Below are 10373 nucleotides of genomic sequence, written 5' to 3' on the forward strand. Positions count from 1 at the left end.
AGCACCAGCCTTGAGCCCGTCTGATCGCAGGTCTACTTCCCTCCCAGTTGCTCTTCACAGAAGAGGGTCAAGGAAACGAGCAAAACTCGGGCGCTTCCAGCCGCGAGAACGCTGCTTCATGTGCGGACACAGAATCAACCGAATGTTCGCGCATCGCCGCTCAGCGACGGGCGGCGGTCGCCGTCAGCTCCAGCCTGACACCCTTGCCGAGATCCGCAACGCCGACGGCGGCGCGCGCGGGCAGATGGTCCGCGGTGAAATAGCGCTTCCATACCTCGTTGAACGACGCCTTGTCGGAAAGATCGGCCATGAAGATGGTCACCTGCAGGACGCAGGAGAGATCGGAGCCGGCGCCCTCGAGCAAGGTCTTCAACTGTCGCAGCACGTCGTCGGCCTGGCCGGCCATGTCGAGCCCCGCATCTTCAGGGACGATGCCGCCGAGATAGAGCACGCCGTTATGCTCGACGATCTCGTGGAGCAGTCCTTCATAGGGCAGGGAACGTTTGATCACGATGGCATCCGTACAGGTTGCGGGCGCGCTGGTCGGACGGAGACGGCTCGCTTCAATCGGAGGAAAATGGTGCTGCCAGACAGGATTGAACTGTCGACCTCTCCATTACCAATGGAGTGCTCTACCACTGAGCTACGGCAGCATGTGCTGGTGAAGAATCGGGCGCCCGAGGGGGCCTACCAAGCGGGCCGATATCTGCCACAAGCCCCCCTCCTGTGCAAGCTCGCTTGGCCCGTCAAAACGAGAAAATCGGGCCGATATCGGGGCCGAAATCGTCGTTTTCGCTCGAAACCGCCGGCTTTCCCCCGATTCGCGCGCCGCTCGTCCCCCGCCAACTGGCCAGGTGGCCAACGGTGCGGATTCGGTCCATTTCGAGTTTCGCACGATCGGATCGCGCGGGACCTCTTGAGCTGCCGCATTCTCTGGGCAAGTTATCGCGATGGTAGTATCGGACCCGCAATGACCGACGAGAATGACAAGAGCACGAGACAGGCGAAGTCGTCCCGTGACGAGCGCCTGAAATCGGCGCTGCGCGAAAACCTCAAGCGGCGGAAGCTGCAAGCGCGCGAACGCGCCACAAGCGCAGAGCCCTCGCAGAACGAAGATGGTTCCCTAAATGAGGGGACCGCCGGCAAGGCCGGCACCTGAGACATTGGAACGAGCGAGAATGACAATGGGGCAGAACGGACAGCAGCCAACCGGCGGTGAGGCGCTGATGTCGCGCTTCACGCGCCCCGAGCAGACCTTTCCGACGCTGACGCCGGCCGAGATCGAACGGATCAGGCACTTCGGCGAGGTCCGCAATTACGCCGACGGCGAGTTCCTGTTCGAAACCGGCAAGCCGGGGCCGGGCATGTTCGTCGTGCTGAAGGGCCATGTCGCCATCACCCAGCGCGACGGGCTCGGTCACGTCACGCCTGTCATCGACCAGGGGCCGGGGCAGTTCCTGGCAGAGCTCAGCCAGCTCTCGGGCCAGCCGGCGCTGGTCGACGGCCGCGCCGAGGGCGATGTCGAGACGCTGCTGCTGCCGCCGGAGCGGCTGCGCGCGCTGCTGGTGGCCGAGGCCGAGCTCGGCGAACGCATCATGCGCGCGCTGATCCTGCGCCGGGTCAATCTGATCCAGGGCGGCATCGGCGGACCCGTGCTGATCGGTCCGTCGAACTCCGCCGGCGTGGTGCGGCTGCAGGGCTTCCTCACCCGCAACGGCCAGCCGCATCATCTGCTCGATCCCGCGCGCGATCGCGACGCCGCCGAGGTCATCGCGCGCTATTCGCCGAAGCCCGGCGACTGGCCGCTGGTCGTCGCCGCGAGCGGGGCGGTGCTGCGCAACCCCGATGAAACCGAGCTTGCCCGCGCCATCGGCATGATCGGCGGCGCCAAGGATGGCCGCATCTATGACGTTGCGGTCGTCGGCTGCGGACCGGCCGGGCTCGCCACCGCCGTCTATGCGGCGTCCGAAGGATTGTCCGTCGCGGTGCTCGACATCCGCGCCTTTGGCGGCCAGGCCGGCGCCAGCGCGCGCATCGAGAATTATCTGGGCTTTCCGACCGGCATCTCCGGCCAGGCCCTGACCGCGCGCGCCTTCACCCAGGCGCAGAAATTCGGCGCCGACATCATGATTCCCGTCACGGTGAAGTCGCTCGACTGCACGCGCAAGGACGGCGCCTTCGCGGTGGCGCTCGAGGGCTGCGACGCCTTGCGCTCGCGTTCGGTCGTGGTCGCCAGCGGCGCGCGCTATCGCCGGCCCGAGATTGCAAACCTCGACAAATTTGAAGGCCGCGGCGTCTGGTACTGGGCCTCGCCGGTGGAAGCAAAACTCTGCGCCGGCGAGGAGGTCGCGCTGGTCGGTGCCGGCAATTCGGCAGGCCAGGCGGCCGTGTTCCTGTCGGGTCATGCGAAGCGCGTGCTGATGATCATCCGCGGCGGCGGCCTGGGCGCCAGCATGTCGCGCTATCTCATCGAGCGCATCGAAGCGACGCCGAACATCGAATTGATGTTCAACACCGAGATCACGGCGCTCGAAGGCGACGAGGCCGCGCTGCTGCGGCGGATCCGCTGGAAGAGCCGGCTGTCCGACGACGAGGATTCCGCCGACATCCGCAATCTCTTCCTGTTCGTCGGCGCCGATCCCGCCACCGCCTGGCTCGACGGCTGCGGCGTGACGCTCGATCGCGGCGGCTTCGTCGTCACCGGCGCACAGTCCGAGCAGAACCAGGGTCGCCTCGTGGCGCCGCTGGAGACCTCGGTGCCCGGCGTCTATGCCGTCGGCGACGTTCGTTCCGGCTCGGTCAAGCGCGTCGGCGGCGCCATCGGCGAAGGCGCCCAGGTCGTGGCCTCCCTGCACGGCTATCTCGGCGACGCCGCAAAACCGGCGCTTTAGAGCACGGTCCGGAAAAGTGTGAAGCGGTTTTCCGCCGAGATCGTGCTCAAAAAAATATGTCAAGGAGAAGTCAAGCGAATGGCAAGTCGAATCCGGCTTGCCAACGCGACGCGTCGCACGGACTATCGCCTGCTCGCGAGGCCAATCGCGCGTGGAAGACAAAAATTGACATGGGAGGACCAAATGGCTGAAGTCGTCGTGCTCTACAAGACACCCAAGGATGCTGCCGCCTTCGACAAATATTATGCCGAGACGCACATTCCGCTCGCCAAGAAACTCCCGGGCCTGAAGAAATACGCCGTCAGCAAGGGCCCGGTCGCCTCTCCCGCGGGTCCTTCCGGAATCCATCTCGTCGCGGTTCTCACCTTCGACAGCGTCGCCGCGGTCCAGGCCGCATTCGGCAGCGAGGAGGGCAAGGCGACCGGCGCCGACGTGCCGAAATTCGCCAGCGGCGGTGCCGACATCCTGATCTTCGACACCAAGGAAGTGTGAGCCTTCGATTCGACTTTCGTCGAAAATCTGCCGTCGTTTGCGACAGCGGTGCAAAAGATTCAGCCATGCGTTTGTCGATTCGCACGATGACGCATGGCTTCGCACATCCATGTGACGACAACGCAGGTGGCAATCCCATGAGGACCGTAATACTACTCGCCTGAATTTTGATGCCGGACGAGTAGGAGAGATGTCATGGTCCTTGGCTTGAGCCTGCCCGCCTTCACGATGGTCCATGTCGTCATCAGCCTGATCGCGATCGCCGCCGGCCTCGTCGTCATGTTCGGCCTGCTCGGCTCGAAGTCGATGCCGGGCCTCACCGCGATCTTCCTGTCGTTCACGATCCTCACCAGCGCCACCGGCTTCCTGTTCCCGTCTAGGGAGCTGCTGCCCTCGCACATCATCGGCATCATCTCGCTGGTGCTGCTCGCGATCGCCTGCGTCGCGCTGTACGGCATGAAGCTCGCGGGCGTCTGGCGTCCGGTCTACATCGTGACGGCGATGATCTCGCTCTATTTCAACGTCTTCGTGCTGGTGATCCAGTCGTTCCTCAAGGTGCCGGCTTTGGCCGCGCTCGCGCCGGCCGTGGCGCCGGCGCCGCCGTCGGGGCCGGTGTTCGCGGTGGTGCAGGGCATCGTGCTCGTGTTCTTCGTCGTGCTCACCGTCGGCGCCTGGCGCCGCTTCAAGCCGATGGCGTTTGCCTGATCACACGATTCTCAACATCCCGGTCGGTGCAAGGCGTCGTATTCGGGATCTCGCGCAACTATCTGCGCAACGTCGGCGCGTGCTTGTTCGCGCGCAACGCAACAGAGCTTCACTGAAAGAGAGCGATCATGCCCACCATCACCACCAAAGACGGCGTCGAGATCTTCTACAAGGACTGGGGCAGTGGCCAGCCGATCGTGTTCAGCCATGGCTGGCCGTTGTCGTCCGACGATTGGGACGCGCAGATGATATTCTTCGCCAACAACGGCTACCGTGTCATCGCCCATGACCGCCGCGGCCATGGCCGCTCGTCGCAGGTTTCCGACGGCCACGACATGGACCATTATGCCGATGACCTGGCTGCCGTCACCGCGCATCTCGACCTCAAGAACGCCATCCATGTCGGCCATTCCACCGGCGGCGGTGAGGTCGTGCACTACATCGCGCGCCATGGCGAGAGCCGGGTGGCGAAAGCCGCGATCCTGTCCGCGGTGCCGCCGCTGATGGTGCAGACCGCGGCCAATCCCGGCGGCCTGCCGAAGAGCGTATTCGACGATCTCCAGAAGCAGCTCGCGGCCAGTCGCACGCAATTCTACCGCGATCTCCCTGCCGGCCCGTTCTACGGCTACAATCGTCCCGGCGCAAAACCGTCGGAAGCCGTGATCCAGAACTGGTGGCGCCAGGGCATGATGGGCGGCGCGAAGGCGCATTACGACGGCATCGTCGCGTTCTCGCAGACCGACTTCACCGAGGACCTCAAGAAGATCAACGTGCCAGTGCTGGTGATGCACGGCGACGACGACCAGATCGTGCCCTACGCCGATTCCGCGCCGCTGTCGGCCAAGCTGCTCAAGAAGGGCATCCTGAAGACCTACAAGGGCTTCCCCCACGGCATGCCGACCACGCACGCCGAAACCATCAACGCCGACCTGCTGGCGTTCTTCAGGGAGTGAGGCCACTCACTTCAAGATCGCACGGATCGCGTCGAAGGTGCGCTTGACGAAAGCCTCCGGCTTCTCGCGCGTGCCTTCGCCGAGCCAGCTCTCGCCGCCGACGCGCATCGCGCCGGTGGCGATCATGGCGACGAGCCGGGCGTTCAGCCGGTCGGATTTGGTTCGCCCGCGCCGGGCAAGGCCCTCGGCGAGAGCGCGTTCGATCGTCTCGTATTTGAGCTGGTCGCGTACCTGGAGCGCGGGGTTGTCGCGCTTGAGCCGCGACATCGCGGCGGCTTCCGCGGGGTCGAGCCGCTTGATCACCGCGGCGATCGCATTCTCGGCCGCCGTCAGCATGGATTCATCCGCGGGCCGGGCGACGACCTCGTCGACCAGCGCGCTGGCGGCATTCTCCTGCCAGGCGGTGACCACGTCCTCCTTGGACGCGAAATAATGGAAGAAGCTGCGGCGCGACACCTCCGCCGCCGCTGCGATGTCGTCGATGGTCGTGGCTTCGAAGCCGCGCTCCAGGAACAGCGTCATCGCCGCCCGCGTCAGCCGGGCGCGGGTCTGTTGTCGCTTGCGCTGGCGCAGCCCGGTGACATCGGGGGTCTTTCCGTCCGCGGGCAATTTCCGGGCAACCTTCGAAGCCTTCAAATCATGTCACCTCTTGTAAAGTTGCACTCAGTGCACATTTAGACCCATTGCGGGCCTCGTTCCAGCCCGGACGGAGACATGGCATGACCGACTGGACCACGGCAGACATCCCCTCGCTCAGCGGCAAGACCGCTGTCGTGACGGGAGCGACGGGCGGCCTCGGTTACGAGACGGCGATGGCGCTGGCGGGCGCCGGTGCCATTGTCATACTCACCGGACGCAACGACGCAAAGGGCCTGCGGGCGATCGAAGGCATTTGTGCGCGGTTTCCAGGCGCGCTGATCGCCTACGAGCATCTCGATCTCGCCAGCCTGTCCTCCGTCACCGATTTCGCCGGGCGCTTCGCCGCCGGCAACGAGCAGCTCGACCTCCTCGTCAACAATGCCGGCGTGATGGCGCTGCCGAAACGGCGAGAGACCGAGGACGGTTTCGAGATGCAGCTCGGCACCAACTATCTCGGTCATTACGTCCTGACGGCACGCCTGCTGCCGCAGCTTCGCCGGGCAACTGCGCCGCGTGTCGTCAATCTCTCCAGCCTTGCGCACCGCTCCGGCGCGATCAATTTCGACGATCTGCAAGGCAAGCATTCCTATCGTCCGTGGCGCGCCTACTGCCAGTCCAAGCTCGCGATGCTGATGTTTTCGCTCGAATTGCAGCGTCGCAGCGATGCGGCAGGCTGGGGCATCAGGAGCATCGCCGCCCATCCCGGCTTTGCGCGCACCGATCTCATCGCGAACGGCCCGGGCGCCAACACGTTCCAGTGGCGGATCGGCCGGCTGCTGCAGCCGCTGTTCAGCCAGTCCGCGGCGGAAGGCGCGCTGCCGACGCTGTTCGCCGCGACCGCGCCCGCGGCGGAGCCCGGCGGCTATTACGGTCCGAACGGATTCTACGAGATGAAGGGGGCGCCGGCGGCGGCGAAGATCATGCCGCACGCGAAGGACTTTGCTGTCGCCGCCATGCTGTGGGATGTTTCGGCGACGTTGACCGGTATATCCTTCGACGAGATCGCGGCCGCCGCCTGAGCCGTGCTGACGCCAGGAGCATCCCGATGAAGGTCATCATCTTCGGCGCGACCGGCATGGTCGGGCAGGGCGTCTTGCGCGAATGCCTGGTCGATGCCGGCGTCGACCGCGTGCTCGTCGTCGGCCGCAGCCCGACCGGTGTGCGCAACGCCAAGCTCGTCGAGATCATCCACGACAACTTCCTGGACTATTCGGCGATCGAAGCGCAGTTGACCGGCTACGACGCCTGTTTTTTCTGCCTCGGCGTCTCCTCGATCGGCATGAGCGAGGAACGCTACCGCCAGCTCACCTACGACCTGACGCTCGCGGCGGCGACGACATTGGCGCGCCTCAATCCGCAGATGGTCTTCACCTACGTCACCGGGGCCGGCACCGATTCCACCGAGCAGGGGTCGCGGATGTGGGCGCGGATCAAGGGCAAGACCGAGAACGATCTGCTCAAGCTGCCGTTCAGGGCCGCCTACATGTTCCGGCCGGGCGCGATCCAGCCGTTGCACGGCGCCCGTTCCAAGACCGCCTGGGTGCAGGCGGTCTATGCCGCAACCGGGCCGCTCTGGTCGGTGCTGCGGCTGATATCGCCGCAGCTCGTCACCTCGACCGAGCAGATCGGCCGCGCCATGATCCGTGTCGCCCGCGAGGGGTATCCGCGGAAGGTGCTGGAGATGGCGGATATCAATAGCCTCTAGCCGGCCGGTCCGTTAGTTTGTGCGGAAATATCGCGGCCTGCGCGCGTTGAGGCCTGTCCACTCCCGAGGAGAAGCGTCGGCGATGTCGCCCCAGCTCAAACTGATCGCCCTCGACGCCGACGATCTCGCCGTGATCTCGACCCATGTCCAGGACGCCCGTGTCCAGATCTCCGACATCATCTGGCGGCAGGCCGAGAAGCGGCTTGTGGTCGGGATGAGTCGGCTGGACTGGGAGCAGACGCTGGAAGGGCAGGCCGAGCCGCGCCGGCTGGTGGCCGCGCTCCGCTTCGACCGCGTGCTTGCCTGCAAATCGCGCAACATCGACTTGGGCGCCCCCGACAAGGTCCTGGACCTCGTCGGTATCGAGTTTCACCCGCGGGACGGGCGCGAAGCGGAGCCCGGCGGCAGCGCCCTGCTCTTGTTCGCGCAAGGGGGCGCCGTCCGGCTCGACGTCGAATGCCTGGAATGCGAGCTCACCGATCTCGGGGCCGACGCGCTGGGAACGGGGGTGGAGATCGAGGGGGAGCTGTGAGGTTGCCTGTATACCAGCCGTACCGTCCCGGGCCTGCGCCAGGACGGCGCCTTGCGAGGGTTGACGCCGCTTCCCCGCCGCGCCATTGAGCAGGGGACCTGGTGCGCCAATCCGCCCCGAAGACCATCCAGAAGCCAAGCCAGACATGCCCGTTCGTCTCGACCGCAGCAGCGCCGATTTTGACCAGCGATTCGCGGCCTTCCTCGCCACCAAGCGCGAGGTCTCGGCCGACGTCGAAGCCGCCGCGCGCGCGATCGTCGACGATGTCGCCAGGCGCGGCGATGCGGCCCTGCTCGAGGCCACCGCCAAGTTCGACCGCCTCACTCTGAGCGCCAGCGGCTTGCGCGTCACGGCTGATGAGATCGAGGCCGCGACGAAGGCCTGCGAGCTCGCGACGCTGGATGCGCTCAAGCTCGCGCGCGACCGCATCGAGACCTATCATCGCCGCCAGCTGCCGCAGGACGAGCGCTTCACCGATCCGCTCGGCGTCGAGCTCGGCTGGCGCTACACCGCAATCGAATCCGCCGGCCTCTACGTGCCGGGCGGCACCGCGGCCTATCCGTCCTCGGTGCTGATGAACGCGGTGCCCGCCAGGGTCGCCGGCGTCTCGCGCCTCGTGATGGTGGTGCCCTCGCCCGACGGCAAGCTCAATCCGCTGGTGCTGGCCGCCGCGCATCTCGGCGGCGTCACGGAAGTTTACCGCGTCGGCGGCGCGCAGGCCGTGGCCGCGCTGGCGCACGGCACCGCGACGATCGCGCCGGTCGCAAAAATCGTCGGCCCCGGCAATGCCTATGTCGCCGCCGCCAAGCGGCTGGTGTTCGGCAAGGTCGGCATCGACATGATCGCCGGTCCGTCCGAGGTGCTCGTCATCGCCGACGACACCGGCAATGCCGACTGGATCGCCGCCGACCTGCTGGCGCAGGCAGAGCACGACGCCAGTGCGCAGTCGATCCTGATCACCGACTCGCCGCGGCTCGCCGCCGATGTCGAGAAGGCCGTCGAAGCGCAGTTGAAGACGCTGCCGCGCGCCGCGATCGCCGGTCCTTCCTGGGCCGATTTCGGCGCCATCATCATGGTGAAAAACCTGGTCGACAGCATCCCGCTCGCGGATGCGATCGCCGCCGAGCATCTCGAGATCATGACCGTGGACCCCGACGCGCTCGCCGCAAAAATCCGTAACGCCGGCGCGGTGTTCCTCGGGCCGCATACGCCCGAGGCGATCGGCGATTATGTCGGCGGCTCCAACCACGTGCTGCCGACGGCACGCTCGGCACGATTCTCCTCAGGCCTGTCGGTGCACGACTTCATGAAGCGCACCTCGATCCTGAAATGCGGCCCGGATCAGCTGCGTGCGCTGGGACCTGCCGCGATGACGCTCGGCAAGGCGGAGGGGCTGGACGCTCATTCGCGCTCGATTGGATTGCGCCTCAATCTGTCATGACAAAGCCGCCCGAACAGGACGACTCCAACAATCGCATCGTGGGCGTCACGCTCGACGAAGACTCGATCGGCCGTTCCGGCCCCGACATCGAGCATGAGCGCGCGATCGCGATCTACGATCTGATCGAGCAGAACCTGTTCGCGCCCGACGGCGCCGAAGGGAAGGGCCCGTTCACGCTGCATATCGGCATCACCGGCAACCGCCTGATGTTCGACATCCGCCGCGAGGACGGCACGCCCGTGGTCGCGCATCTGTTGTCGCTGACGCCGTTCCGGCGGATCGTGAAGGACTATTTCATGATCTGCGACAGCTACTACCAGGCGATCCGCACCGCGACCCCCGACAAGATCGAAGCCATCGACATGGGCCGTCGCGGCATCCATGACGAGGGATCGCGCACGCTGCAGGAGCGGCTGAAGGGCAAGGTGCGGGTCGATTTCGAGACCTCGCGCCGGCTGTTCACGCTCATTACTGTCCTTCATTGGAAAGGCTAAAAGCGGATGGCTGCGCCCCCACGCGCACGCGATCCGCAATCGGTGCTGTTCGCCTGTGCGATGAACAGCGTGCGCTCGCCGATGGCCGAGAGCCTGCTGCAGCACATGTTTCCGCAGGGCCTCTACGTGAAGTCGGCGGGCGCCAGGCGCGGCGAGCTCGATCCGTTTGCCGTGGCCGTGATGGCCGAGCTCGGCCAGGACATCTCAGGCCACAAGCCGCAGACCTTCGAGGAGCTGGAGGATTGGGAGGGGCTGAATTTCGACCTTATCATCACGCTGTCGCCGGAAGCGCATCACAAGGCGCTGGAGCTGACGCGGACGCTCGCGGCCGACGTCGAATACTGGCCGACGCAGGATCCCACCACCATCGAAGGCAGCCGCGACCAGAAGCTCGCCGCCTATCGCGAGGTCTGTGACCAGCTGTTGATGCGGATTCGCCGGCGCTTCGCAAAGGTGGGCGCGGCATCAGGCTGATCTCGTGCCCCGGACGCCTCTTCCCCCTCGCCCCGCTTGCGGGGAGA

At 65.8% G+C, this 10373-nt stretch carries 13 protein-coding genes and 1 tRNA gene; 11 read left to right on the plus strand and 3 right to left on the minus strand.

From position 1 onward, the window contains the following. Positions 1-160: 160 nt before the first annotated feature. Positions 161-511 carry a RidA family protein gene (locus Q0743_RS03695; protein ID WP_084251979.1) on the minus strand — a complete coding sequence of 117 codons (351 nt, stop codon included), beginning with the start codon at positions 509-511 and terminating at the stop codon, positions 161-163. A 67-nt stretch (positions 512-578) separates the two neighbouring features. Beyond that, positions 579-653: transfer RNA gene (locus Q0743_RS03700), tRNA-Thr, on the minus strand. A gap of 317 nt (positions 654-970) precedes the next feature. Between Q0743_RS03700 and Q0743_RS03705 the strand changes: the two genes are divergently transcribed. The 5 genes from Q0743_RS03705 (at position 971) to Q0743_RS03725 (ending at position 5041) form a co-directional block, all read left to right on the plus strand. Continuing rightward, on the plus strand, positions 971-1159 hold the full coding sequence (locus Q0743_RS03705) for a hypothetical protein (RefSeq protein WP_298240237.1): 189 nt from the start codon (positions 971-973) through the stop codon (positions 1157-1159). A 19-nt stretch (positions 1160-1178) separates the two neighbouring features. Beyond that, a complete protein-coding gene (locus Q0743_RS03710) occupies positions 1179-2891 on the plus strand; it encodes a cyclic nucleotide-binding domain-containing thioredoxin-disulfide reductase (RefSeq protein WP_298240238.1) in 1713 nt (570 codons plus the stop codon). Positions 2892-3074: 183 nt separating this feature from the next. Further along, positions 3075-3383, plus strand: a complete 309-nt coding sequence (locus Q0743_RS03715; protein WP_298240239.1) for an EthD family reductase — start codon at positions 3075-3077, stop codon at positions 3381-3383. A gap of 195 nt (positions 3384-3578) precedes the next feature. Then, positions 3579-4088 (plus strand): hypothetical protein, encoded by a 510-nt coding sequence (locus Q0743_RS03720; protein WP_298240240.1) that lies wholly within the window; start codon positions 3579-3581, stop codon positions 4086-4088. 128 nt (positions 4089-4216) lie between these two features. Continuing rightward, a complete protein-coding gene (locus Q0743_RS03725) occupies positions 4217-5041 on the plus strand; it encodes an alpha/beta hydrolase (RefSeq protein ID WP_298240241.1) in 825 nt (274 codons plus the stop codon). Between the two features lie 6 nt (positions 5042-5047). On the opposite strand, the gene Q0743_RS03730 is transcribed toward Q0743_RS03725, so the two are convergent. Next, positions 5048-5677, minus strand: coding sequence for a TetR/AcrR family transcriptional regulator (locus Q0743_RS03730; RefSeq protein ID WP_298240242.1), 630 nt, complete (start codon positions 5675-5677; stop codon positions 5048-5050). 83 nt (positions 5678-5760) lie between these two features. Between Q0743_RS03730 and Q0743_RS03735 the strand changes: the two genes are divergently transcribed. The 6 genes from Q0743_RS03735 to Q0743_RS03760 all read left to right on the plus strand — a co-directional run bounded on the left by Q0743_RS03735 (position 5761) and on the right by Q0743_RS03760 (position 10326). Beyond that, on the plus strand, positions 5761-6699 hold the full coding sequence (locus Q0743_RS03735; RefSeq protein ID WP_298240243.1) for an SDR family oxidoreductase: 939 nt from the start codon (positions 5761-5763) through the stop codon (positions 6697-6699). Positions 6700-6725: 26 nt separating this feature from the next. Continuing rightward, positions 6726-7385, plus strand: coding sequence for an NAD-dependent epimerase/dehydratase family protein (locus Q0743_RS03740; protein ID WP_298240244.1), 660 nt, complete (start codon positions 6726-6728; stop codon positions 7383-7385). An 82-nt stretch (positions 7386-7467) separates the two neighbouring features. Then, on the plus strand, positions 7468-7917 hold the full coding sequence (locus Q0743_RS03745) for a DUF2948 family protein (protein WP_298240245.1): 450 nt from the start codon (positions 7468-7470) through the stop codon (positions 7915-7917). Between the two features lie 145 nt (positions 7918-8062). Next, positions 8063-9358, plus strand: a complete 1296-nt coding sequence (gene hisD, locus Q0743_RS03750) for a histidinol dehydrogenase (RefSeq protein ID WP_298240246.1) — start codon at positions 8063-8065, stop codon at positions 9356-9358. Further along, positions 9355-9852, plus strand: coding sequence for a UPF0262 family protein (locus Q0743_RS03755; RefSeq protein ID WP_097662093.1), 498 nt, complete (start codon positions 9355-9357; stop codon positions 9850-9852). The genes hisD and Q0743_RS03755 overlap by 4 nt, the downstream gene beginning before the upstream one ends. Before the next feature lie 6 nt (positions 9853-9858). Beyond that, complete coding sequence (locus Q0743_RS03760) at positions 9859-10326, plus strand: low molecular weight phosphatase family protein (protein ID WP_298240247.1); 468 nt, start codon at positions 9859-9861, stop codon at positions 10324-10326. Positions 10327-10373 lie beyond the last annotated feature (47 nt).

The organism is uncultured Bradyrhizobium sp., from assembly GCF_936943645.1.
Classification (GTDB): Bacteria; Pseudomonadota; Alphaproteobacteria; order Rhizobiales; family Xanthobacteraceae; genus Bradyrhizobium.

Coding starts and splice junctions, on each gene's coding strand:
- Q0743_RS03705 (WP_298240237.1), top strand. CDS start 971: ATGACCGACGAGAATGACAAGAGCACGAGACAGGCGAAGTCGTCCCGT.
- Q0743_RS03710 (WP_298240238.1), top strand. CDS start 1,179: ATGACAATGGGGCAGAACGGACAGCAGCCAACCGGCGGTGAGGCGCTG.
- Q0743_RS03715 (WP_298240239.1), top strand. CDS start 3,075: ATGGCTGAAGTCGTCGTGCTCTACAAGACACCCAAGGATGCTGCCGCC.
- Q0743_RS03720 (WP_298240240.1), top strand. CDS start 3,579: ATGGTCCTTGGCTTGAGCCTGCCCGCCTTCACGATGGTCCATGTCGTC.
- Q0743_RS03725 (WP_298240241.1), top strand. CDS start 4,217: ATGCCCACCATCACCACCAAAGACGGCGTCGAGATCTTCTACAAGGAC.
- Q0743_RS03735 (WP_298240243.1), top strand. CDS start 5,761: ATGACCGACTGGACCACGGCAGACATCCCCTCGCTCAGCGGCAAGACC.
- Q0743_RS03740 (WP_298240244.1), top strand. CDS start 6,726: ATGAAGGTCATCATCTTCGGCGCGACCGGCATGGTCGGGCAGGGCGTC.
- Q0743_RS03745 (WP_298240245.1), top strand. CDS start 7,468: ATGTCGCCCCAGCTCAAACTGATCGCCCTCGACGCCGACGATCTCGCC.
- hisD (WP_298240246.1), top strand. CDS start 8,063: ATGCCCGTTCGTCTCGACCGCAGCAGCGCCGATTTTGACCAGCGATTC.
- Q0743_RS03755 (WP_097662093.1), top strand. CDS start 9,355: ATGACAAAGCCGCCCGAACAGGACGACTCCAACAATCGCATCGTGGGC.
- Q0743_RS03760 (WP_298240247.1), top strand. CDS start 9,859: ATGGCTGCGCCCCCACGCGCACGCGATCCGCAATCGGTGCTGTTCGCC.